Raw genomic sequence first — 20920 nt, forward strand, 5'->3', positions numbered from 1 at the left:
CTAGAGTTCCAGGGTCCAATTGTCGCAAGGCATTGCGACTTCGAGACCGAACACGTAAATGAAGCCGCGTACCGGCTGAACGGCCACGGCTTCCCAATTCGATGCCGTGCCTATACATCAAGGTCTGCGGGATAACAAGTGCCGCACGGAAGACTCATGGGCAATCCCTTTCCTCCGTGTTTGGCGAAAGGGGTCAAGTGTCGTCAAGAGAAAACCAGGCGCCAACGCGCAAATCCATTCGCCCACTCGCCACGCTGCTTCCCTATCTCGCGCGCTATCGTCACCTGGTCGTCGGCGCCAGCATTTCGCTGATCCTTGCTGCCGTAACCACGCTGGCGCTGCCGCTCGCCGTGAGGCGGATGGTCGACAACGGCTTCTCCAGTCCCGATAGCGGCTTCATCAATACCTATTTCGCGATGCTGATGATGCTCGCCATCGTGCTCGCGCTGGCGAGTGCGGCGCGCTACTACTTCGTCATCACGCTCGGCGAACGCATCGTCGCCGACCTGAGGCGCAGCGTTTTCGACCGCGTCACCCGCCTTTCCGCCTCCTTCTTCGACGTCAACCAGTCCGGCGAGATCGTCTCGCGACTGACCGCCGATACGACGCAGGTGAAGTCCGCAGTCGGCGCCACCGCATCGGTCGCCCTGCGCAACCTGATCCTGTGTCTCGGCGCCATCGGCATGATGGTCTATACGAGCCCCAAGCTTTCGAGCCTCGTGCTGATCGCGATCCCGATCATCGTCTTCCCGCTCGTCGGCTTCGGCCGTTCCGTGCGCCGCCGCTCGCGCCAGGCGCAGGACACGCTCGCTGCCGCCTCGGCCTATGCCGGCGAGGCGATTGCCGCATCGCGCACCGTGCAGGCCTTCAATGGCGAAGCACTTGCCAACAGCCACTTCGGAGCCGCCGTCGAGGATGCCTATGGCGCGGCGCGCGCGGCGATCAAGGCGCGCTCGGTGCTCACCGCTTTCGCCATCACCATGGTGTTCGGCAGCGTCGTCGCGGTCCTGTGGTTCGGCGCACACGACGTGCTCTCCGGCAATCTTTCCGCCGGCACGCTCAGCCAGTTCCTGCTGTACTCGGTCTTTGCCGCGGGCAGCCTCGGCTCGCTGTCGGAAGTCTGGGGCGAGCTTTCGCAGGCAGCCGGTGCTGCCGAACGGCTGAACGAGCTTCTGACCGAAGTCCCCGAGATCCAGGCGCCGGAACATCCGGTCGCCATGCCGGTCCCGGCAACCGGCGCCATCGCCTTCGATGACGTCCATTTCGCCTACCCGTCGCGGCCCGACTACAAGAGCCTCAACGGCCTCAGCTTCAACATCGCGCCCGGCGAGACCGTTGCGATCGTCGGGCCGTCCGGCGCCGGCAAGAGCACCGTCTTCTCCATGCTGCTTCGCTTCTACGACCCCGCCAAGGGCGCGGTGAGCGTGGACGGCGTCGATATCCGCACTGTCGACCCCAAGGATCTGCGCGAACGCATTGCGATCGTGCCGCAGGATGTGACGATCTTCGCCTCGTCCGTGCATGACAACATCGCCTTCGGCATGCCGAATGCCAGCCGCGAAGCGGTGCGTGCCGCCGCCGTGGCCGCGCAGGCGGACGAGTTCATCGGCAGGCTCGACAAGGGCTACGACACCTATGTCGGCGAACGGGGCGTCACGCTTTCCGGCGGCCAGCGCCAGCGCATCGCCATTGCCCGCGCCATCCTCAAGAACGCGCCGGTGCTGCTTCTCGACGAAGCAACCTCTGCCCTTGACGCCGAGAGCGAGACGCTGGTCCAGAAGGCGCTGGACAGCCTGCTGCACGAGCGCTCTACCATCATCATCGCCCACCGCCTGGCGACAGTGCTGAAGGCCGATCGCATCCTGGTGCTGGATCATGGCCGCATCGTCGAGGAAGGAACCCACGCCTCCCTCATCCGCCAGGGCGGGCTCTACGCCAAGCTGGCGCGGCTGCAGTTCAACCATGGTTCAGAGGCCCTGTTCGTCAACGCGCAGAGCTGAGCTGGTCGCACGGCGCGAAAAGCGTCCTCCGATTTGCCGTAAAGCGGTTGCCGACGGAAGGTCGAGCCCTATTGTTATGGGGCCCGGCCGAGGAGGCCGGTATCGCTTTCTGCAGAATTGATCGGGAGGACTACCGCATGGCATTTTCGCACCTGACCCGGCGTGCCACTCTGGCGCTGGGCCTGATGGCGCTGACGGCGCTGCCCCTTGGCTCGACGGCACTGGCTGAGGGCTTTCCCGACCGGCCGATAACGCTCGTCGTTCCCTTTGCCGCGGGCGGCTCCACCGACGTGGTTGCCCGCATCGTCGCGCAGAAAATGTCGGAGGATCTCGGCGAGCAGGTGATCGTCCAGAACGTCGCCGGCGCCGGTGGCAATCTCGGCGCAGACAATGTCGCCCGGGCCGATCCGGACGGTTATACGATCCTGATGGGCACGGTCGCCACCCATGCGCTCAATCCGCTGATCCTGAAGACCAAGCCCTACGACCCCGAGAAGGACTTCGCGCCGATCTCGCTGCTCGTGGTCGTGCCCAACGTGCTCGTCGTAAACCCGGAACTGCCGGCCAAAAACGTCGCGGAACTGCTGGCGCTCCTGAAGGCAAAGCCCGACGAGTATAGCTACGCCTCTTCCGGCAACGGCACGCCCCTGCACCTCTCCGGCGAACTTTTCAAGAAGATGGCCGGCGTCAGCATGCAGCACATTCCCTACAAGGGCGCAGGCCCGGCGCTGAACGACGTCATCGGCAACCAGGTGCCGATCATGTTCGACAACCTCCCCTCCTCCTCCAGCCACATCAATGCGGGAACGCTGAGGGCGCTCGCGGTGACCACGGCGGAACGCGCACCATCCTTCCCGGATGTGCCGACGGTCGCCGAGGCCGGCATTCCGGGCTACGAGACCTACACGTGGAACGCGCTCTTTGCCCCGGCCAACACGCCTGAGCCGGTCGTCGCCCGCCTCAACGAGGCGGCCAACAAGGCGCTGAAGGATCCCGCCGTCGTCGAACGCATGAAGGAATTCAGCGCCACGATCGTTGGCTCGACCCCGGAAGAGCTGCAAGCCCATGTGAAGGCGGAACTGGCGAAGTGGACGCCTGTCGTGCGCGACGCCAACGTTCAGATGGATTGACGATCAGAACGATCGGAGCCGTCATCCGTTGCCACCACCTTCTCCCCGCAAGCGGGGAGAAGTGACGTGTGGCGCGCTCCGTGCGTTTGCGTCAAACACACACGGTGTCCCTCGGATTGAACCCGGATACACCACCCCACACTCGAACGTCGCCTCTTCGCGCTTGGCAGGGAGAGGCTAGTGTGAGGGCACTACGGGTACGTGGGACCGAGCCATCACGCCCCGGCAGCACCCCGTCCCGCAGCCCGGCCGGAAAAGATGCAGCCGCCGAGAAACGTGCCTTCGAGCGCGTTGTAGCCATGCATCCCGCCTCCGCCGAAGCCGGCGACTTCGCCGGCAGCGTAGAGACCGGGCACCGGCTCGCCCGATTGCTCCAACACCTGGCCTGACAGGTTGGTTTGGAGCCCACCGAGCGTCTTGCGGGTCAGAATATGCAGGCGGACGGCAATCAGCGGTCCGGCCTTGGGATCGAGCAGCCTGTGCGGCTTGGCGGTGCGCAGCAGCCGATCACCGCGATAGGCGCGTGCGCCGCGGATCGCGGTGACTTGCGCGTCCTTGGAGAAAGCGTTGGTGATTTCCCGGTCGCGCGCCTCGATCTGCTGCCGCAGATGCTCCAGCGACAGCCGGTTCTCGCCGGTCAGCGCATTCATCGCCGGCACCAGGTCGTCGAGCCGATCGCGCACGATGAAGTCTTCGCCCCTATCCATGAACGCCTGGACGGGCCCCGGCGGGTTCTTGCCGAGCCGCTTTAACAGAAGGGCAATGCTCTTGCCGGTGAGATCGGGATTCTGCTCCGAACCGGACAGCGCAAATTCCTTCTTGATGATCGCCCGCGTCAGCACGAACCAGCTGTAGTCATGGCCGCTGTTGCGGATCGCCTTCAACGTGCCGAGCGTATCGAAGCCAGGCATGGCCGGCGCCGGAAAACGGTTGCCGTCGGCGTCGCACCAGAAGGACGAAGGGCCCGGCAGGATGCGGATGCCATGGTCCGGCCAGATCGGATCGAAGTTCTTCAACCCTTCGGTATAGTGCCACATGCGATCCGCATTGATGACCGCGCCCCGCGCCTGGCTGGCGATCTCCAGCATGCGCCCGTCGACATGATGGGGCACGCCCGCGACCATCGTCGCCGGCGGCTGGCCGAGCCGCTTGCGCGGCCAGTTGCGGCGGACCAGATCATGGTTTCCGCCGATACCGCCTGACGTGACGACGACCGCGTCTGCCGAAATCTCGAAATCGCCGACGATGTCGCGCGAGCTGCGTTCGCCTCGCCCGACCGGATCGTCCTTGAGCAGCGCACCGCGCGCACCCGTCACGCGGCCGTCGGTGGTCACGAGCTCATCGACCCGGTGGCGGAAACGGAAGCGCACGAGACCGCGGCTTTCCGCCTCGCGCGTCAGCCGGATGAACGGTTCGAGCACCGCCGGGCCGGTACCCCAGGTGACGTGAAAGCGCGGCACCGAATTGCCGTGCCCGTGGGCAAGGCCACCGCCGCGCTCCGCCCAGCCGACCACAGGAAACCAGCGCATACCGAGCGAGTGCAGCCAGGAGCGTTTCTCGCCCGCGGCAAAATCGAGATAGGCTTCCGCCCAGAGCCGCGGCCAGTGATCCTCAGGACGGTCGAACTGCGACGAGCCCGCCCAGTCCTGCCCGGCAAGCTCGCGGGTGTCGCGGATACCCATGCGGCGCTGTTCGGGGCTATCGACGAAAAACAGGCCGCCCAGCGACCAGAAGGCCTGTCCGCCGAGGTTCTGCTCCCCCTCCTGGTCGAGCACGATGACCCTGCGCCCAAGTGCTGCCGCCTCCGCTGCGGCGACAAGCCCGGCAAGCCCCGCGCCGATAACCAGTACATCGCAATCCATGAAATGCTCTCCCCCTCGCATCCCATCCGGCACCCCACGCCCTGACACGCGAAGGTTTCCGCAGCCATCGAAATGGCTGCAGAAACTGTTACGCGTACGTCAAGGTCAATTCAAGGGCCGGACTGGCGTCACCGGCGACGGGACGCTCACGGGGCCGAAAGCTTACTTCTCGGTCAGCTTGAGCTCGATGCGGCGGTTCTGCGCCCGCGCTTCCGGGCTTTCGCCCGGCGCGATTGGCTGGTACTCGCCAAAGCCTGCAGCAACCAACCGGTCCGCCGGTACGCCCTTCGAGATCAGGAACTTGACCACCGAGGTCGCGCGCGCCGACGAGAGCTCCCAGTTGTCGGCAAAACGCCCGGCGCCGGAAAGCTGCACATTGTCGGTGTGGCCGTCAACGCGCAGAACCCAGTTGATTTCGGCGGGGATTTCCTTGGCGAGATCGAGCAGTGCGGTGGCGAGCTTGGCCATTTCCGCCTGCCCCGCCGGATTGAGGTCGTTGCCACCGGACGGGAACAGCACCTCCGACTGGAAGACGAAGCGGTCGCCGACGATGCGGATGTTTTCTCGGTCGGAGAGAATTTCCCGAAGGCGTCCGAAGAAGTCCGAACGGTAGCGATTGAGTTCCTGCACCCGCTGGGCCAGCGCCACGTTCAGCCGGCGCCCAAGATCGGCGATCTTGGTCTGCGACTGCTGGTCCTTGGCTTCCGATGCCTGAAGCGCCACCTCGATGGCGGCAATCTGGCTGCGGAGCGCCGCGATCTGCTGGTTCAGGAGTTCGATCTGGCTCATCGCCCGCGCGCTGACTTCGCGCTCGGTCTCAAGCTCAGAGCCGAGACGGCCGATCTTCTGGTTGGCGGCGTCCGAGCTGCCAGCACCCTGGTCTAGCAGGGCCTGAAGCCGCGAGCGTTCGCCCTCAGAGGTGGCGAGCGACGCCTGCAGATTGGCAAGGGAATCCTCGAGATCCTGCTTGCCGCTCTTTTCGAGCGCCAGAAGCTGGGTCAGCTCGTTGATCTGGCTGTTCAGCCGCGTGAGTACCTCGTCCTTGCCACTGATTTCACGGCTGAGCAGAAACTGTGCGAGGACGAAGACGGTCAGCAGGAACATAATCGACAGCAGCAGCGTCGATAGCGCATCGACGAAGCCCGGCCAATAGTCGATCGTGCGCTGAGAGCGGCCTTTTCGCGCGAGCGCCATGGATCATTCCCCTCCGGTCTCTTCCACGCGCGCCTTGGCCGGCACGGCCGGCTTGTCATGTGCTGACGAGCGGTCGGAGATGCCGACGCGCGAAGCCAGCTTGTCGAGCGTCTTGCGCATCGCCTTGGCTTCGTCCTGTTGGGCTTCGATCCAGTCCCGCAGCATCTGCTGCTCGCCGCGCATGTTCTTGACCAGCCCCTGAATGCCTTCTGCGAGGCTTGCCATGGCGGCGGTCGTGCGCTGGTTCGCGCCGCCCTCATGGTTGAGGCGGACGAGCTGGTCGGTGAGCCTCTTCAGCTCCTCGACCGGCGCGCCGGCGGGCAGGTCGAGCGCCGGCGAAAGCTCCGAGCCAACATCGGTCACGGAGGAGAGCCAGTTTTCAAGCTCGGTGTAGAAACGGTTCTGGGCCCGCCCGGCCTGCAGATCGAGAAAGCCGAGGATCAGCGAACCGGAAAGGCCGAAAAGCGACGTCGAAAACGCCGTACCCATGCCGGTCAGCGGTGCCGACAAGCCAGTCTTCAGCGCTGAGAGAATGTCTTCCGTCGTGCCCGATCCGGCGTCCAGGGACTGGATGACCGTATTGATCGAGCCGATCGTTCCAAGCAGACCCCAGAAGGTGCCGAGCAGGCCGAGAAACACGAGCAGCCCGGTCAGGTAACGCGAAATGTCGCGCGATTCGTCGAGGCGGGTGGCGATGGAATCGAGGATCGACCGCAGCGCCGTGGTCGAGATTGCCGTCTGGCGACCGCCGATCAGGGCCCGCATCGGCGCGAGCAGCACAGGATCGCGCCCGACCTTGTCGGCGCTGCCGGCGGCACGAAACGAATTGAACCAGCGCACTTCGGGACGCAAGCCCAGCACGTGGTTGAAGACGAGCAGGATGCCGATCAGCAGGACGCCGAGGATCAGGCCGTTGAGGCCCGGATTGGCGAGAAAGGCATTCTGCGCCTGGCGGAAGAGGATCGCACCCACGAAGCCGACGATGATCAGAAAGACCACCATCGTCCAGAAATAGTGCATGGGGCTCGAGAGCTTGTGCGGGTTGTAGCCGTGTTCCATGCCTTCCCGACCGTTCCATCCGGACAGATGCAGTTTCGTCATGGGTATGAGTATCTCCGCTTCACTTGACGGAACGGCGCCGCGCCGGCCCGGAGCCTATCGCATAATTCCTGAAACCGAAATCGATTCAAGGGCCAATTTGTGCATGCAGCCGCGATCACGTCGCGGCCTGCAGGTCGCCAGTTAGGCACGGGCCTGTGGCGGTGTCGTGTTGCTCCGCCGAGCTTCGCACCAAAAACAAAGCCCCCGATGCGGGCTGCGCGTCGGAGGCTTTGAAACGAAAGGGATGGCGACTTACTTCGTCGGCACCGGGCGGTGAACGACTTCCGTCAGCGCCTTGACGATGTATTCGTTACCGCAGATGACCGAGCCGTCATCGACCGGGCGGGCGCCGCCGTTGATATCGTGCGTCCACCCACCGGCTTCGCGAATGAGAAGCACGCCAGCGGCGATGTCCCAGGCGGCAAGGTCACGCTCCCAGTAGCCGTCGAAACGGCCGGCAGCGACATAGGCAAGATCGAGTGCAGCCGAGCCCATGCGGCGGATGCCGGCGACTTCGCCCATCACGTGGCGCAGCTCGATCAGGTACTTGCCGTGGTTGCCACGGCCAAGATGCGGCGTGCCGGTGGCGATCACGGCATCGGAAAGATGCTTGCGTGCAGCGACGCGCAGACGGCGGTCATTGAGGAAGGCGCCACCGCCGCGCTCGGCCGTGTAGAGTTCATCGGTCGCCGGGTTGAAGACGACGGCGCCGACGATTTCGCCCTGACGCTCCAGTGCGATCGAAACGGCGAAATGCGGGATGCCGTGCAGGAAGTTGGTGGTGCCGTCGAGCGGATCGACGATCCAGCGATGGGCGCCGTCGGTGCCGATGATCTCCTCGCCTTCCTCGCCGAGGAAGCCATAGGTCGGACGAGCCTTCAGGAGTTCTTCGCGGATGAGCTTTTCGGCCTTGCGGTCGGCCTGCGAAACATAGTCGCCGGGTCCCTTGAGCGAGACCTGCAGGTTCTGGACTTCGCCGAAATCGCGGGACAACGACTTGCCCGCCTTGAAGGCGGCCTGAACCATGACATTGAGAAGTGCTGAACGGGCCATCTGGCGATCCCTTGAAAACGAAGGCCGATCGAACGCGTTCGATCGGACGTTGAACCTGCTTGACGAAACATAGGCGCATTGCCGGCCCCAAGGGCAAGCTGCAAACCGTGTTCCGTCGTCAAAAAACCGAGTGAAGTCTCACTCCGCTCGCGCATTGCTGCCACTGTCGTGGCGCCACGAGCAAAACCGCGGCTTCAGAACCACAAAAGCCCCGCGAGTTCAAGCGAAATAGCATGTTTGCCGGCCGGCGGCGACGGGATTCCGCCGCGCTCAGCTCCGGCGATACTTGTTGGCTGCACTCAGCGCCTGCTTCTGCTGCTCTTCGTTCAGGCCGAGGTAGAAGTCCTCGAGCGCATCGTCCTTGAGGCCGGCGCGGCGCGACAGCACATACCATTTGGCCGCCTCGACCGGGTTGGGCCTTGTGCCGATGGCATTGACATAGAGATGCGAGAGCCGGTTCTGCGCCACCACGTTGCCGCCCTCGGCCGCCCGGCGCATCCAGCCGAAGCCGTCCTCCAGGTTCCGATCACCGGCAATGCCTTCGATCATCCAGATGGCGATGTCCAGCTGGGCTGTGTCGAAGCCCGCCCGCGCCGCACGGATCAGCCATTCGCGAGCACGCGCCCGCTTGCTTTCCTCGATGCCGTCGACATTGACCAGGATCTGCGACAACGCATATTGCGCGTCCGCAATGCCCTGCTCGGCCGACTTCTCGTAATAGGGCATAGCCAGCTTCAATCCCTTCGGTCCGGGATTGTCGGCAACGAGCGTTTGCCCATAGTTGAACTGCGCCGAGCCGTTGCCGAGATCGGCCGCCTTCTTCATCAGCTCTTCGGACTTCTTCCGGTCACGCTTGGCGTAGCGCCCCTCCATCAGGATCAGGGCATATTTGAACATCGCCGCCGGATCGCCTTTTTCCGCCGCCTGGCCATACCAGAAGGCAGCCTGCTGCGGGTTGCGCACGACGCCCAGCCCCTGCTGCAGGATTTCGGCGATCAGCGTCTGTGCCGCCGGATCGCCGAGCTGCGCCCGCGGCAGCGCCAGATCCATCGCGGTCAGGTAGTAGCCGCGCTGGAACGCGCCATAGGCCTCGTCGACCTTGCCGACGAAGGGTTTTTCGGCCGGGAGCGCCGGCAATTCCGCACCCATGCGATCGAAAACCCCCACGCCTCCAGACGGCGCCGTGCCGTCTCCCGGCTTCTTTCCCGGGGCCGCGTTCGACTTGTCGCCGGTCTCTGCCCCTTCGGGCATCGCCGCGCCGTTGAAGGGTGTGATGCGGCCGCGTTTTTCGACGCCGGCATCACCGCCGTCACTCGGCTGCTCCTGCGCATGTGCCGGCAGCGCCAGCGCAACGGCCAGGGCGACAAGGGAAAAACCCCTACTCAATCTGGAAGACGGACGGTTCAACATCGAAACGTCTTAATCTTCAAACCGTGGCGCTTTTTCGTCAAGCAACGCGTTGACCGCGGCAACGACGGAAGGCGCCTGTCCCGGCTCACCGAAGACGGCCAGACGAAGCGCCACGAACTCGGCGCCGGTCTCCGCCACAGCAAGCGCCGATTGCGGATCGGTGCCGCCCATGACGATGCAGGGGATCTCGATCATCGACGCCCACCATTCGGCAAGCGCCAGGTTCTTAGAATGCGCCTCCGGCTTGATGTCGCCATCGGTCTTGCCGAAGAACACGTAATCCGGGCGCACTTCGCCGATCTCCAGCGCATGGTGGCGGTCGGCCGCGTTGCCGCCGCCGACGATCAGCTTCGGCGTATGCTTCTCAACCGCCTCGCCGAGCACCTCGGCATTGCCGGCGACATGCAGGCCATCCGCCTTGGCGCGACCGGCAACGCGCGAGTCGCCCGCGATCAGCGCTGCGGCGCCCGCCTCCTGGATGACCGGCACCAGGCGCTCGGCATGCTTCTGGAACTCGGCATCGTCGAGCCCGTATTGCGGCACGATCACCGAGGCGACGTCGCCACCCTTGAGCGCGTCGGCGAGCACCTTGGCACGTTCCACCGCATCGGGCATGTCGGGCGCGATCAGCACCAGGCGGCAGCGTTCTGTTGTCATGCTCAGATATCCATTTCCGGCTGTGCCGCGTAAGCCGCGAAACCAGCGCTCGATTTCATTTCCGAAAACCGATAGACGGAGACTGCAAAAGGATCAACAGCCCCCCATGCTTCCGGATCTCGACTTCTACCTTATCGCCATCCCGGCCGTTCTGCTTGTCGGCCTCAGCAAAGGCGGCATGGGAGAAGCGCTTTCGCTCATGGGCGTGCCGATCCTGTCGATGGCGGTGTCGCCCGTCCAGGCCGCGGCCCTGCTCCTGCCGATCCTGATCGCGATGGACCTTGTATCGCTCTGGATGTGGCGCAAGCATGGCGACCGCAAGACGCTTTTCATGCTTTTACCCGGCGCCATTGCCGGCATCCTCATCGGCTGGGCGACCTCCGCCTATGTCTCGCGTGACCTGCTCCGCCTGATCATCGGCCTGATCACCGTGCTCTTCGTGCTTCGCTACGTCTACAACATCTGGCGCATGCGCCTCGGCATCACCATCGAGCCGAAGACGCAGCGGGCCGGGCCGGCAGCGCTTTGGGGCTCGTTCGCCGGCTATGGCAGCTTTGTTGCGCATGCCGGCGGCCCGCCCTTCCAGATCTATGCGCTGCCGCTGCAACTCGATCCGCGCGAATATACCGGCACGATCGTGCGCTTCTTCGCGATCCTCAACGCAGTGAAGCTCATTCCCTATTTCGCGCTCGGGCAACTGGATCTCAGCAACCTGAAAATCTCGGCGACGCTCTTTCCGCTGGCGATCGTCGCGACCGTGTGCGGCGCCTTTATCGTTCGCCGCATGAAGCCGCAGATCTTCTATCCCTTCATGTATAGCATGGCCTTCATCGCGGGCTCGAAGCTGCTCTGGGACGGTATCGTCGGCCTCGCCGCGGCCGGCTGAGCCGCCACCCAAGTATTACGGAAATATTGCAAAGCAAAATTACCATTTCGCGCCGCACAAAATTCTTGCTGCTTTGCAAAAATTCGCCTAACGTCCGCCCATGACGATCGCGGACCCTTTCGATGCCATTGCGGACCCGAACCGGCGCCACCTGCTGGAGGAGTTGCGGCGCGCGCCGAAAACCGTGAACGAACTGGCAGAAGGCTTGCCGATCAGCCGCCCGGCCGTATCGCAACACCTGAAGGCCTTGCTGGACTGCAATCTGGTCTCGGTATCGGCGAGCGGCACCCGGCGGATCTATGCGATCAACCGGCCGGGTTTCGACCGTCTCAATCTCTGGCTCGACCAGTTCTGGTCCTGAGCGCGGCGGGCGCCGGCAGCGCAAGCGGCACGCCCTGAAAAGAAACAGACCGGGCGTCAAGCCCGGTCCAGCATTTCGTATCTTCCATCGTGGGGATTGGTTCTAAACCTTGTTGCGCCTACTCAGAGGGGAGATGGCGCTTCCCGATAGTCCTGGGAAATACCGTTGATAATCAGTGAGTCGAGGAGCGAAGCCTTTCGATTTCGTCCTTGATGCGCAGCTTCCTCCGCTTGATGTCAGTGATCAGCTCGTCTTCCACAGATGGCTGATTCAGTGCCGTATGAAGCTCCTGTTCCAGGGCGCCATGTTTTTTCTCAAGCGTTGCAAGATGAGCCTCAACAGTCATTTGGCAGTCCCTTCCTTTTGCTTGCATCCGGCACGCAAATGCCGGATGTTCCATGGTTGTAACCTTACTACTGTGCCATGCCATTTTTCATTTGTCGAAGGCGAAATGATGACGACGGATAACTTCCCGTTACCGCCCAAGATGTGATAGAGCGGCGCATGAAATTCCGGTTCGAGGAGGACTTCGCGACCGGGCTGATGGGGATCGCTTTGCATGCCGGACCAGGACCAGGCCGAACTCAGATTGACCGCCGCGCGGCTGAGGCAGGAACATGAAGACTACGACGCTGCCATCAACGCCATGATCGAGACCGGCTGCGACGCGCTGCGGATCCAGCGCATGAAGAAGAAGAAGCTGGCGATCAAGGACAAGATCAGCAAGATCGAAGACCAGATCATTCCCGATATCATTGCCTGAACGCGGAACAGGACAGACGTGATCGACACCACGACCCCACCCGTCGCCATCATCATGGGAAGCCAGTCGGACTGGGAGACGATGAAGAACGCCGCCGATACGCTCGACGCGCTCGACATCCCCTATGAGGCGCGCATCGTTTCGGCCCATCGCACGCCCGATCGGCTGGTCAACTTCGCCAAAGGCGCCCGCGACGAGGGCTTCAAGGTGATCATCGCCGGCGCCGGAGGTGCAGCGCACCTGCCCGGCATGTGCGCCTCGATGACGCCGCTGCCGGTCTTTGGCGTCCCCGTCCAGTCGAAGGCGCTGTCCGGCCAGGACAGCCTGCTGTCGATCGTCCAGATGCCGGCCGGCATCCCGGTCGGCACGCTCGCGATCGGCCGTGCCGGCGCCGTAAACGCAGCACTCCTTGCCGCAGCCGTCCTTGCGCTTGGCGACGAGGACCTCGCAGACCGGCTCGACGACTGGCGTGAACAGCAGACCATTGCCGTTGCCGAGTATCCGGTGGACGAGGCATGACCACCATCGGCATTATCGGCGGCGGCCAGCTTGGCCGCATGCTGGCGATGGCAGCCGCCCGACTGAACTTCCGCACCGTCATCCTCGAGCCGCAGGTCGACTGTCCGGCGGCCCAAGTCGCAAACGATCAGATCGTCGCGGCCTATGACGACGAAGCCGCGCTCGGCGAGCTTGCCGCCGTCAGCGACATCATCACCTACGAATTCGAGAACGTGCCGGTCGGGGCCGCCGAGCGGCTTGCCGCGAAACGTCCCGTCTTCCCGCCGCCGAAGGCGCTGGAAGTCGCCCAGGACCGCCTCACCGAAAAGCAGTTCATCAACGGCTGTGGCATTGCCACGGCACGCTTCCATGCCGTCGACAGCCAGGCCGACCTCGAAGCGGCGCTTGCCGATTTCGGCGGAACCGGCGTCCTGAAAACCCGTCGCCTCGGCTATGACGGCAAGGGACAGCGCGTCTTCCGCTCGACGGCAGACAGCCCGGCCGGCGCTTTTGCGGCACTCGGCGGCGTGCCGCTGATCCTCGAAAGCTTCGTGCCCTTCGAGCGTGAAATCTCGATCATCGCCGCCCGCGCGTCCAACGGCGCCGTTGCCTGTTTCGATCCGGCGGAAAACGTGCACCGCAACGGCATCCTCCATACCTCGACGGTCCCGGCGGAGATCGGCACTGCGACGGGCGAAGCGGCACGGGTTGCCGCCAAGGCGATCCTCGATGCGCTCGGCTATGTCGGCGTCATCGGTGTCGAGTTCTTCGTGCTCGCCGACGGCAGCCTGATCGTCAACGAGATGGCGCCACGCGTGCACAATTCCGGCCACTGGACGGAAGCCGCCTGCGTCGTCTCGCAGTTCGAGCAGCATATCCGTGCCGTCGCCGGACTGCCGCTCGGCAATCCGCGTCGCCATTCGGACTGCGTCATGCAAAACCTGATCGGCGACGACCTCGACGCCGTCCCCGCATGGCTTGCCGAGAATGACGTGCTGGTGCACCTCTACGGCAAGACCGAGGCCCGCACTGGGCGCAAGATGGGCCACGTCACGCGGCTCGTCCGCGGCTGAGAGCCATAGAAATGCGGGGCAAGACGCCAAAATGGGGCGTCTTGTGGTTGACACACCAGGGGTGACACGGTATTTGCCATCCCACCTTAAAGGAGCGCGCTCACGGGCGCGCTTTTGATTGTTAGAGATACCGGGCGAATTTTCATTCCCCGAAACCTGCGGATCAGGAAAATGAAGATCAAGAATTCGCTCAAGTCGCTCAAGACCCGCCACCGCGAAAACCGTCTGGTTCGTCGCAAGGGCCGCATCTACATCATCAACAAGTCCAACCCGCGCTTCAAGGCTCGTCAGGGCTGAGACCCGTCTGGGGACTTGGGAACAGCGCTCAGGCGATGTCCCAGAATTGATTTTGAAGTTATTCCGTGGCGAGCTAACATGCTCGCCATGCGAGTTTTTAGACCCTTGATTCTGGCGTGTTCCGCCTTGCTCGCCATCTCCACGGGAGCTGGCAACCTCTCCTTCGCGGCGGAAGCCTCGGCGCAAACGGAAGCAACCAGCCTCACCACCCCGAAGCAACGGCTCGACGCCCTGTTCGCCGACCTGAAAAAGGAACGCGACCCTGACAAGGCACGCGAGCTTTCCAACCAGATCCGCATGGAGTGGCAGGATTCCGGCAGCGCCACGGTCAACCTGCTGATGCAATGGGCCGACAAAGCGATCGCCGATAACAAGCAGCCGGCCGCTCTCGACATCCTCGACCAGGTTATCGCCCTTGCGCCCAACTATGTCGAAGGCTGGAACCGCCGCGCGACCTTACACTATACGATGGGCAACTACCGGAAATCGATGGCCGACATCAACCGCGTGCTGTCGATCGAGCCCCGCCACTTCGGCGCGCTTGCCGGCATGGCGGCAATCCTCGGCGCCTCCGGCAAGGATGAGCTTGCCATGCGTGCCTGGGAACAGTTCCTGGACATTTATCCCGCCGATCGCAAGGCGCAGGAACAACTGGGCGAACTTGCCGAAAAACTCGCCGGCAGCAAGACCTGACAACGCGCGATCCGGTCGGTTGTCTAGCCCGTCAACGCCCCTCCCCTCCGACAGAACGTCGCTTCTGAAGATCGCGGCAGCGGCGCGCTGTTTCGTCGAGCCTATCTGGGAGGAATGGCATCGCCATGCCGGAGCCGACCGCCCAGCGATCGCCGCGCAAGGCACCTGCGGTCGAACGAGCCTCTTCCTGCAGCGCGTCTTGAACACTCAAGGCTTCGGCGCCGAATGGGTCTGCGGAACGCCGCGCAGCGGGCCGTTGGGGCCTGAAAACGGACCGTTCGGCTTCCGCTGGGGGAAGACCTGGCAAAGCCATGCCTGGGTCGAATGCGGGAATTTCATCGTCGACATCACAGCCGATCAATTCGGCGCGCCTCCGGTGCTCGTTGCCGACCGCATGGACAACCGCTACAACAAAGACAACCGGGATGCGGCGCTGCCAGAGTTTGTGCTGGCCCGCAAGCGTGCTGCGGACGACATCTGGCCGCGATGGCAAAGGATAAACCTCGGCGGCCCCAAGGGTTCAGGCACGCCTTGAAAGACGGGCGCCGGAAGACAAATAGAAACGATGTTCCCAGTCACGCTCCTGTTCCTTGCACTGATACTCGCCGGCATCGCCTACAGCCTCTGGCACGCGCGTGGCTTCGTTCGGCGCTTTCCCAATGTCGGCGAACTGATCGATATCGGCGGCTACCGCATGAACAGCGTGCACCTGCCGGCCGGCGGGCAGGCCGACCTCCTGCCCGTCGTCTTCATTCATGGCGCAAGCGGCAACCTGCTCGACCAGCTGCATGCTTTCGCAACCGCGCTTGATGGTCGCGCCGAGATGCTGTTCGTCGATCGGCCGGGCCATGGCTATTCCGAGCGCGGCGGGCCGGAAAACGACCTGCCGGGTGGCCAGGCGGATGCGATCGCAAGGCTGATGGACAAGCGCGGCGTCGGTCGCGCGGTGATCGTCGGCCACTCCGTCGGCGGCGCGATTGCGGCGAGCTTCGCGCTCAATCATCCGGACAAGACCGCCGGCCTCCTCCTGCTGGCGCCGGCCACCCACCCCTGGCCCGGCGGCATCGACTGGTACTACCGCCTGACGGCACTGCCCTTCGTCGGCTGGCTCTTTGCCCATACGCTGGTAACGCCACTGGGACAGCGACGCATCGAGGGCGGTACGCACTCGATCTTTTCGCCCAACCCGCGGCCGGCCGACTACATCGACAAGACCGGCCCGCATCTGGTGCTGCGTCCTTCGACCTTCCTCAGCAACGCCCGCGACATCGCCAATCTGCACGGCTATCTGACTGCTACCGCGCCCCGCTACCGACACATCGCCGCACCGACCGTGATCATCACCGGCGACAGCGACGGGATCGTTCTGGCCGATATCCACTCGCGCGGGCTGGCGCGCGATATTCCCGGCGCCGAACTGCACTGGATCGGCAATCTCGGCCACAAACCCGACTATGTGGTCACCGACGTGGTCGTTGCCGCGGTCGAGAAACTGGCCGGCAAGCCTGGCGATCTCGAAGCGGCAGTCAAACGCGCCGAAGAAAGGCTCGCCGCCGCCAAGACGCCTTGATCGCGGACCCGACGCCCCTGCCGTCTGAGCAGCCCGTTCCGCCCCGCGCCGTCACGCAAAGTCTCATATCCATAGCCGGTAATGCCGGGATCGTGTCACCGTGTGAGGGAGCATTCGGCTCTGCTAACGGGAGGGATCGGACATGAAAAGAGTGCTTTCAGCCGCGACCTTGACGGCAATGATGATCAGCGGCGGCGCAGGCCCCGCATTCCCTGAGGAAGCCGGTGCCGACAAGGCGATGCCGGCCCTGAGGGAAGAACTGGCAAAAACGAACATCGGCTTCAGCTCTTCGATGTGCGCTTCGATGCCCTTGGACGTGTGACCGTCGGGGTTGGCAAAGCCTTCAAGATCCAGATGGCGACGCTCGGTCATTGGACCAAGGAGGGCGTCGTGGACGAAGATACCTCTTCTGGGACAACCAGGGCTTCATGAAACAGATCGGTCTTGCCCAATAAGGCAGAAACCCCAGGAGCGGATCATCGCGCCTGGGGTCTCGTTGCTGTTCGAAAAAGATGACGGCGTCAGACGCCGCTCATGCCGTCCGAGCCGATATAGGCGATGCGCAGCATGTTGGTCGCGCCGGGGGTGCCGAGCGGCACGCCGGCCGAGATGATTATGCGTTCGCCCGGCTTGCCGAAGCCTTCCGAGGCTACGATGCGGCAGGCGCGGTTGACCATGTCGTCGAGGTCGGTCGCATCCTCGGTGACCACGCAGTGCAGGCCCCAGACGACCGAGAGGCGGCGCGCCGTCTGCACGATCGGCGACAGAGCGATGATCGGCACCTGCGGCCGCTCGCGGGCGGCGCGCAGACCCGTCGTGCCTGACGAGGTGTAGCAGACGATGGCAGAGAGCCGCAGCGTCTCGGCGATCTGGTGGGCAGCGAGCGAAATCGCGTCGGCACCGGTGGCTTCCGGCGGCGTGCGCTGCGCGTAGATGATGCTGGAATAATGCGGGTCGCGCTCGACGTTGCTGGCGATCGACGCCATGGTCGAAACGGCTTCTACCGGATATTCGCCCGAGGCCGATTCTGCCGAAAGCATGACAGCATCAGCACCTTCGAACACGGCCGTCGCGACGTCGGAGACTTCGGCGCGGGTCGGGACCGGAGCCGAGATCATCGATTCCAGCATCTGGGTGGCGACCACCACCGGCTTGCCGGCGCGGCGACAAGCGCGCGTCAGCTGCTTCTGCAGGCCGGGCACCGATTCCAGCGGCATCTCGACGCCGAGGTCGCCGCGGGCGACCATCAGCGCGTCCGATAGCTCGATGATCTCGTCGATGCGGTCGAGCGCCTGCGGCTTTTCGATCTTCGACATCAGGCCAACGCGGCCGCGGGCGATCTTGCGAACTTCGGCCAGGTCTTCCGGACGCTGCACGAAGGAGAGCGCCACCCAGTCGAATTCACCGGTCGCCAGAACCGCGTCGAGGTCGGCACGGTCCTTGTCGGTCAGCACGCCGACGGCGAGCAGCGTATCAGGCAGGCTGACGCCCTTGCGGTCGGAAATCCTGGTGCCGGCGACAACGGTCGTGACGATGCTCTTGCCGTCGGCCTTCTCGGCCTTCAGGTGCAGCTTGCCGTCGTCGATCAGCAGGCGATGCCCGGGCTTGACCGCTTCGAGGATCTCCGGATGGGGCAGATAGACGCGGGTGTTGTCGCCAGGCTCGTCCTTGTTGTCGAGCGTGAAGGTCTGGCCGACCTTGAGATCGACCTTGCCTTCGGCGAACTTGCCGACGCGCAGCTTCGGTCCCTGCAGGTCGCCGAGAATGCCGATCGGCCGGCCGCAGCGCGCCTCGACTGCGCGGATGCGCTGCACCAGCGTGCGCATCACGTCGTGGCTCGCATGGCTCATGTTGATGCGGAACAGATCGGCCCCGGCCTCGTGCAGCTTCTGGATCATCTGCTCGTCCGAAGACGCCGGTCCGAGCGTTGCGAGGATTTTGACTTTTCTGTTCCGCTTCATCAATTCTGGCTTTCCTGCGTGCCGGACGGATCCGAAAGCTGAACCATCCAGCTTCCCTGCCGCCCCGTGTCGTACTCTTTGAATCCCATGCGCTGGAAGCCGCGGGCGAAGCAGTCCTGCACGCCCGTGATTTTGAATTCGTTCTCGGCGACGCACATGTTGACGTCACCGGTCCAGCGACCGCCACGGGCCGCATCTTCCGCGTAAAGATAATAATAACGTGACTGAAGCTCGCCCTCGATCAGGGTCGCGCAGGTGTTGGCAGGCACCTGCCACCAGCCTTCCGTCATCCAGCCATCCTTGGCCCGGTAGCCGATGGCTACGCCGACCAGTGTCTGGGTGCCGTTGCATACGCGAAAGTCGGCGCGTGCATCGCTGGCGAAAAGAAATGAGCTTGATGTTGCCAGGAGAAACAGGAGGATGCCTCCCAGTGTCGTCAGCCCCGGCTTCGCTTTGGAAAAAGGATATCTGGACACGGTTTCCGATGGAACTCCGTTTTGATTTGCGTGGCACTTTCTTGCGACGGGCAGCCCCGAAAGTCAACGCAACTCTAATCGATTACAATCGGTAAATTGCTTTCGGATTTCGTTAAACAGTTGCGTTTTTCTTGCGATTGACGCCCACGCGTGCGATCAGCGAGACGGGGCGCTGAAACGGACTGGAAGGGCATGCAACACTATTCTCCCTATGAGATTATCGAAGCCAAGCCCACAACCGGGCTCGTGCTCCTTGCCGATCACGCGATGAACCGGCTGCCTGCCGAATATGGCAGTCTCGGCCTTCCCGCCGCGGCCTTCGAGCGGCACATCGCCTACGATATCGGTGTCGAAGCGCTCGTGCGGCGCCTGTCGAGGATGCTCGATGCGCCAGCCGTTCTCGGCTGCTTCTCGCGCCTGCTGATCGATCCCAATCGCGGTGAGGACGACCCGACATTGATCATGCGGATTTCCGACGGAGCGATCATTCCGGGAAACCACCCCATCACCGAGAAGGAGTGGGAAAACCGGCTGAACCGGTTCCATCGCCCCTATCACCGCGCCGTCTCCGAGACCATCGGCCGAAGCGCCGAGGCGCATGGCGCAGCACCGCTGGTCATCTCAATCCATTCCTACACGCCAGCCTGGAAGGGCGTCGCCCGTCCCTGGCACGCCGCCGTCCTCTGGGACAGCGACGGCCGCGCCGTGCTGCCGCTGATCGACAGGCTCGAGGCGCCGGGCGATATCGTCGTCGGCAACAATGAGCCCTATGACGGGGCGCTGCGCGGCGATACGATGTTCAGGCATTGCATGGTGCCGGGCATTGCGCATGCCCTCATCGAGGTGCGGCAGGACCTGATCGCCGACGCTGAAGGCGTTGCCGCCTGGGCCGAGCGGCTGGCGCCGATCCTGGCAAGCCTGAACGCCATGCCCGAGCTGCATCGCTACGAGCGGCACATCTCTCGCACCGGCGCCTATGATGAAGAGGACGAGCGACCATGACCGAACTGACCCCGGAGCAACAGATCGCCTTCGAGGCCGCCGCCTTTCGCCGGCTGGTCAACCACCTGCGCGAACGCAGCGATGTCCAGAACATCGACCTGATGAACCTCGCCGGCTTCTGCCGCAACTGTCTGTCCAACTGGTATCGCGACGCCGCCGAACAGGCGGGCGTTCCGCTTGCCAAGGAGGAATCGCGCGAGATCATCTACGGCATGCCCTATGAGGAATGGCGCGAGCGCAACCAGAGGGAAGCATCGGCCGAACAAAAGGCGGCGTTCGAGCTCAACCGGCCCAAGGCGGAATGACCAAAGGTGTATGCGGGCTTCCGCCCGCACTTCGCTCGAACGCCTGAGCCGCTTGAAAATGATAGCCGGATCGCACCGACACAAACCGTCGTGATCAAGGGATTAGGGTCTTTTCGGCCGCCTCTGCCACGGAAATGACCGCGTTGTTGCGCAATCACCCTTGACCTTGGCGGCCGTTCGCGGCACGTCACGGCACCCAAGAAATTCCATTCCCCCTATCAAGGAGAAGACCATGTCGGATGCTCACGGCGTCGCACGCGATCAGCTTCGTGCTTTCATCGAACGGATCGAACGCCTGGAAGAAGAAAAGAAGACCATCGCCGACGACATCAAGGACGTCTACGGCGAAGCCAAGTCCACCGGCTTCGACGCCAAGATCCTGCGCAAGGTCATTTCGATCCGCAAGCAGGATCACGACGAGCGCATGGAACAGGAAGCGATCCTCGACACCTACCTCCAGGCGCTCGGCATGGTGCCGGCGGCCGACGAGGAATAAGCAAGACCTTTTCGAGGCCGCCGGCAGGCGGCCTTCGCCTGCCGCACGTGAACGCCGCAGTAGAGACGCCCGTGCAGCCGGAGCCGGCGTAAGGCGAAGGTAGACGACAGACACGAAAAAGCCCGCCAGGTC

Annotated in this window: 24 protein-coding genes; 14 read left to right on the forward strand and 10 right to left on the reverse strand. The window is 63.7% G+C overall.

Going from position 1 to position 20920, the window contains the following annotated elements; all coding sequences use genetic code 11:
- Nucleotides 1-197 precede the first annotated feature (197 nt).
- Entirely contained in the window at nt 198-2000 is a 1803-nt protein-coding gene (locus IB267_RS27820; RefSeq protein WP_192450716.1) for an ABC transporter transmembrane domain-containing protein, read from the forward strand.
- A gap of 137 nt (nt 2001-2137) precedes the next feature.
- Nucleotides 2138-3130, forward strand: coding sequence for a tripartite tricarboxylate transporter substrate binding protein (locus IB267_RS27825; RefSeq protein ID WP_192450717.1), 993 nt, complete (start codon nt 2138-2140; stop codon nt 3128-3130).
- A 215-nt stretch (nt 3131-3345) separates the two neighbouring features.
- On the opposite strand, the gene IB267_RS27830 is transcribed toward IB267_RS27825, so the two are convergent.
- The 6 genes from IB267_RS27830 to IB267_RS27855 all read right to left on the reverse strand — a co-directional run bounded on the left by IB267_RS27830 (nt 3346) and on the right by IB267_RS27855 (nt 10407).
- The gene (locus IB267_RS27830) at nt 3346-4992 is read right to left on the reverse strand and encodes an FAD-binding dehydrogenase (RefSeq protein WP_192450718.1); all 1647 of its coding nucleotides are present in this window, start codon (nt 4990-4992) and stop codon (nt 3346-3348) included.
- Nucleotides 4993-5154: 162 nt separating this feature from the next.
- Complete coding sequence (locus IB267_RS27835; RefSeq protein WP_043610615.1) at nt 5155-6186, reverse strand: peptidoglycan -binding protein; 1032 nt, start codon at nt 6184-6186, stop codon at nt 5155-5157.
- A 3-nt stretch (nt 6187-6189) separates the two neighbouring features.
- Nucleotides 6190-7287 (reverse strand): MotA/TolQ/ExbB proton channel family protein, encoded by a 1098-nt coding sequence (locus IB267_RS27840; protein WP_192450719.1) that lies wholly within the window; start codon nt 7285-7287, stop codon nt 6190-6192.
- Nucleotides 7288-7539: 252 nt separating this feature from the next.
- The gene (locus IB267_RS27845; protein ID WP_034806132.1) at nt 7540-8340 is read right to left on the reverse strand and encodes an inositol monophosphatase family protein; all 801 of its coding nucleotides are present in this window, start codon (nt 8338-8340) and stop codon (nt 7540-7542) included.
- 270 nt (nt 8341-8610) lie between these two features.
- Complete coding sequence (locus IB267_RS27850) at nt 8611-9750, reverse strand: tetratricopeptide repeat protein (protein WP_192450720.1); 1140 nt, start codon at nt 9748-9750, stop codon at nt 8611-8613.
- A gap of 9 nt (nt 9751-9759) precedes the next feature.
- Nucleotides 9760-10407: a thiamine phosphate synthase gene (locus IB267_RS27855; RefSeq protein WP_192450721.1), complete on the reverse strand. Its 648-nt coding sequence runs from the start codon at nt 10405-10407 to the stop codon at nt 9760-9762.
- 106 nt (nt 10408-10513) lie between these two features.
- Between IB267_RS27855 and IB267_RS27860 the strand changes: the two genes are divergently transcribed.
- Both IB267_RS27860 and IB267_RS27865 read left to right on the forward strand, forming a co-directional pair.
- Nucleotides 10514-11293, forward strand: coding sequence for a sulfite exporter TauE/SafE family protein (locus IB267_RS27860; protein WP_192450722.1), 780 nt, complete (start codon nt 10514-10516; stop codon nt 11291-11293).
- Nucleotides 11294-11393: 100 nt separating this feature from the next.
- Nucleotides 11394-11654, forward strand: a complete 261-nt coding sequence (locus IB267_RS27865) for a helix-turn-helix transcriptional regulator (protein WP_034806124.1) — start codon at nt 11394-11396, stop codon at nt 11652-11654.
- Between the two features lie 172 nt (nt 11655-11826).
- Here the strand turns inward: IB267_RS27865 and IB267_RS27870 are convergent, their stop codons facing one another.
- Nucleotides 11827-12000 (reverse strand): YdcH family protein, encoded by a 174-nt coding sequence (locus tag IB267_RS27870; RefSeq protein ID WP_192450885.1) that lies wholly within the window; start codon nt 11998-12000, stop codon nt 11827-11829.
- Nucleotides 12001-12213: 213 nt separating this feature from the next.
- On the opposite strand from IB267_RS27870, the gene IB267_RS27875 reads away from it, so the two are divergent.
- From IB267_RS27875 to IB267_RS27905, 7 genes are all read left to right on the forward strand, one after another.
- A complete protein-coding gene (locus IB267_RS27875; RefSeq protein WP_057254651.1) occupies nt 12214-12417 on the forward strand; it encodes a YdcH family protein in 204 nt (67 codons plus the stop codon).
- Between the two features lie 54 nt (nt 12418-12471).
- The gene (purE, locus tag IB267_RS27880) at nt 12472-12936 is read left to right on the forward strand and encodes a 5-(carboxyamino)imidazole ribonucleotide mutase (RefSeq protein ID WP_060518669.1); all 465 of its coding nucleotides are present in this window, start codon (nt 12472-12474) and stop codon (nt 12934-12936) included.
- Nucleotides 12933-13988 carry a 5-(carboxyamino)imidazole ribonucleotide synthase gene (locus tag IB267_RS27885; RefSeq protein ID WP_192450723.1) on the forward strand — a complete coding sequence of 352 codons (1056 nt, stop codon included), beginning with the start codon at nt 12933-12935 and terminating at the stop codon, nt 13986-13988. The genes purE and IB267_RS27885 overlap by 4 nt, the downstream gene beginning before the upstream one ends.
- A gap of 171 nt (nt 13989-14159) precedes the next feature.
- Nucleotides 14160-14285: a type B 50S ribosomal protein L36 gene (gene ykgO / locus IB267_RS27890; protein ID WP_034806120.1), complete on the forward strand. Its 126-nt coding sequence runs from the start codon at nt 14160-14162 to the stop codon at nt 14283-14285.
- A 78-nt stretch (nt 14286-14363) separates the two neighbouring features.
- Complete coding sequence (locus IB267_RS27895; protein WP_192450886.1) at nt 14364-14978, forward strand: hypothetical protein; 615 nt, start codon at nt 14364-14366, stop codon at nt 14976-14978.
- A gap of 199 nt (nt 14979-15177) precedes the next feature.
- A complete protein-coding gene (locus IB267_RS27900; RefSeq protein ID WP_192450724.1) occupies nt 15178-15513 on the forward strand; it encodes a hypothetical protein in 336 nt (111 codons plus the stop codon).
- Nucleotides 15514-15543: 30 nt separating this feature from the next.
- Nucleotides 15544-16548 (forward strand): alpha/beta fold hydrolase, encoded by a 1005-nt coding sequence (locus tag IB267_RS27905; protein ID WP_192450725.1) that lies wholly within the window; start codon nt 15544-15546, stop codon nt 16546-16548.
- 123 nt (nt 16549-16671) lie between these two features.
- Here IB267_RS27905 and IB267_RS27910 read toward each other — a convergent pair whose 3' ends face one another.
- The 3 genes from IB267_RS27910 to IB267_RS27920 all read right to left on the reverse strand — a co-directional run bounded on the left by IB267_RS27910 (nt 16672) and on the right by IB267_RS27920 (nt 18985).
- On the reverse strand, nt 16672-16920 hold the full coding sequence (locus IB267_RS27910; RefSeq protein WP_192450726.1) for a hypothetical protein: 249 nt from the start codon (nt 16918-16920) through the stop codon (nt 16672-16674).
- A gap of 149 nt (nt 16921-17069) precedes the next feature.
- The gene (gene pyk, locus IB267_RS27915; protein WP_192450727.1) at nt 17070-18509 is read right to left on the reverse strand and encodes a pyruvate kinase; all 1440 of its coding nucleotides are present in this window, start codon (nt 18507-18509) and stop codon (nt 17070-17072) included.
- Entirely contained in the window at nt 18509-18985 is a 477-nt protein-coding gene (locus IB267_RS27920; RefSeq protein ID WP_051659725.1) for a DUF1036 domain-containing protein, read from the reverse strand. Before IB267_RS27920 ends, pyk begins: the two co-directional genes overlap by 1 nt.
- Before the next feature lie 192 nt (nt 18986-19177).
- Here IB267_RS27920 and IB267_RS27925 point away from each other — a divergent pair, with 192 nt between their 5' ends.
- From IB267_RS27925 to IB267_RS27935, 3 genes are all read left to right on the forward strand, one after another.
- Nucleotides 19178-19987: an N-formylglutamate amidohydrolase gene (locus tag IB267_RS27925; protein ID WP_192450728.1), complete on the forward strand. Its 810-nt coding sequence runs from the start codon at nt 19178-19180 to the stop codon at nt 19985-19987.
- Complete coding sequence (locus IB267_RS27930) at nt 19984-20292, forward strand: DUF1244 domain-containing protein (RefSeq protein ID WP_112985614.1); 309 nt, start codon at nt 19984-19986, stop codon at nt 20290-20292. The genes IB267_RS27925 and IB267_RS27930 overlap by 4 nt, the downstream gene beginning before the upstream one ends.
- 232 nt (nt 20293-20524) lie before the next feature.
- Nucleotides 20525-20788, forward strand: coding sequence for a DUF2312 domain-containing protein (locus tag IB267_RS27935; protein WP_034806111.1), 264 nt, complete (start codon nt 20525-20527; stop codon nt 20786-20788).
- Nucleotides 20789-20920: the final 132 nt, after the last annotated feature.

This window comes from Ensifer sp. ENS09, from assembly GCF_014852425.1.
GTDB lineage: Bacteria > Pseudomonadota > Alphaproteobacteria > Rhizobiales > Rhizobiaceae > Ensifer.

Bases quoted from the DNA above. Each gene is read 5' to 3' on its own strand.
- IB267_RS27905 (WP_192450725.1), top strand. From the start codon at position 15,544: ATGTTCCCAGTCACGCTCCTGTTCCTTGCACTGATACTCGCCGGCATC.
- IB267_RS27855 (WP_192450721.1), bottom strand. From the start codon at position 10,407: ATGACAACAGAACGCTGCCGCCTGGTGCTGATCGCGCCCGACATGCCC.
- pyk (WP_192450727.1), bottom strand. From the start codon at position 18,509: ATGAAGCGGAACAGAAAAGTCAAAATCCTCGCAACGCTCGGACCGGCG.
- IB267_RS27825 (WP_192450717.1), top strand. From the start codon at position 2,138: ATGGCATTTTCGCACCTGACCCGGCGTGCCACTCTGGCGCTGGGCCTG.
- IB267_RS27845 (WP_034806132.1), bottom strand. From the start codon at position 8,340: ATGGCCCGTTCAGCACTTCTCAATGTCATGGTTCAGGCCGCCTTCAAG.
- ykgO (WP_034806120.1), top strand. From the start codon at position 14,160: ATGAAGATCAAGAATTCGCTCAAGTCGCTCAAGACCCGCCACCGCGAA.
- IB267_RS27850 (WP_192450720.1), bottom strand. From the start codon at position 9,750: ATGTTGAACCGTCCGTCTTCCAGATTGAGTAGGGGTTTTTCCCTTGTC.
- IB267_RS27875 (WP_057254651.1), top strand. From the start codon at position 12,214: ATGCCGGACCAGGACCAGGCCGAACTCAGATTGACCGCCGCGCGGCTG.
- IB267_RS27865 (WP_034806124.1), top strand. From the start codon at position 11,394: ATGACGATCGCGGACCCTTTCGATGCCATTGCGGACCCGAACCGGCGC.
- IB267_RS27935 (WP_034806111.1), top strand. From the start codon at position 20,525: ATGTCGGATGCTCACGGCGTCGCACGCGATCAGCTTCGTGCTTTCATC.
- IB267_RS27885 (WP_192450723.1), top strand. From the start codon at position 12,933: ATGACCACCATCGGCATTATCGGCGGCGGCCAGCTTGGCCGCATGCTG.
- IB267_RS27840 (WP_192450719.1), bottom strand. From the start codon at position 7,287: ATGACGAAACTGCATCTGTCCGGATGGAACGGTCGGGAAGGCATGGAA.
- IB267_RS27860 (WP_192450722.1), top strand. From the start codon at position 10,514: ATGCTTCCGGATCTCGACTTCTACCTTATCGCCATCCCGGCCGTTCTG.
- IB267_RS27870 (WP_192450885.1), bottom strand. From the start codon at position 12,000: ATGACTGTTGAGGCTCATCTTGCAACGCTTGAGAAAAAACATGGCGCC.
- IB267_RS27910 (WP_192450726.1), bottom strand. From the start codon at position 16,920: ATGACCGAGCGTCGCCATCTGGATCTTGAAGGCTTTGCCAACCCCGAC.
- IB267_RS27895 (WP_192450886.1), top strand. From the start codon at position 14,364: ATGCTCGCCATGCGAGTTTTTAGACCCTTGATTCTGGCGTGTTCCGCC.
- IB267_RS27930 (WP_112985614.1), top strand. From the start codon at position 19,984: ATGACCGAACTGACCCCGGAGCAACAGATCGCCTTCGAGGCCGCCGCC.
- IB267_RS27835 (WP_043610615.1), bottom strand. From the start codon at position 6,186: ATGGCGCTCGCGCGAAAAGGCCGCTCTCAGCGCACGATCGACTATTGG.
- IB267_RS27925 (WP_192450728.1), top strand. From the start codon at position 19,178: ATGCAACACTATTCTCCCTATGAGATTATCGAAGCCAAGCCCACAACC.
- purE (WP_060518669.1), top strand. From the start codon at position 12,472: ATGGGAAGCCAGTCGGACTGGGAGACGATGAAGAACGCCGCCGATACG.
- IB267_RS27830 (WP_192450718.1), bottom strand. From the start codon at position 4,992: ATGGATTGCGATGTACTGGTTATCGGCGCGGGGCTTGCCGGGCTTGTC.